Below are 533 nucleotides of genomic sequence, written 5' to 3'. Positions count from 1 at the left end.
CGCGATCCGGCCAGGCTGATCAACCTGATCAATCAAGAGCAGGTCACCACGCTGCACTTTGTGCCGTCGATGTTGCAGGCGTTCCTTCAGGATCCTGATGTGTCCACCTGCCAAAGCCTGCAACGCATCGTTTGCAGCGGCGAGGCGTTGCCGGTGGATGCCCAGCAGCAAGTCTTCGCCAAGTTGCCCCAAGCCGGGCTCTTCAACCTGTACGGTCCGACCGAAGCGGCTATCGACGTGACCCATTGGACTTGCGTCGATGAAGGTCGCGATGCAGTGCCGATTGGCCGTCCGATTGCCAACCTGGGTTGCTACATCCTCGACAGCAACTTCGAGCCGGTGCCGGTCGGTGTGCTCGGCGAGCTGTACCTGGGCGGTATCGGCCTGGCCCGTGGGTATCACCGCCGTCCGGCACTTACCGCCGAACGTTTTGTCGCTCATCCGTTCATCAAGGGCGAGCGCTTGTACCGCACCGGCGACCTGGCGCGCTACCGCGAAGACGGCGTGATCGAATACGCCGGGCGCATCGACCA

The 533-nt window shown here is 62.5% G+C and carries 1 protein-coding gene; it reads left to right on the top strand.

What is annotated here, in order from left to right; genetic code table 11:
• The coding region (locus BFN10_RS13690; RefSeq protein ID WP_139221111.1) for an AMP-binding protein at positions 1–533 on the top strand (533 nt) is incomplete at both ends.

This window comes from Pseudomonas extremorientalis, from assembly GCF_001870465.1.
Classification (GTDB): Bacteria; Pseudomonadota; Gammaproteobacteria; order Pseudomonadales; family Pseudomonadaceae; genus Aquipseudomonas; species Aquipseudomonas extremorientalis.
Note: the sequence above shows the minus strand (reverse complement) of the source record. Positions and strands in the feature narration are given on the sequence as shown.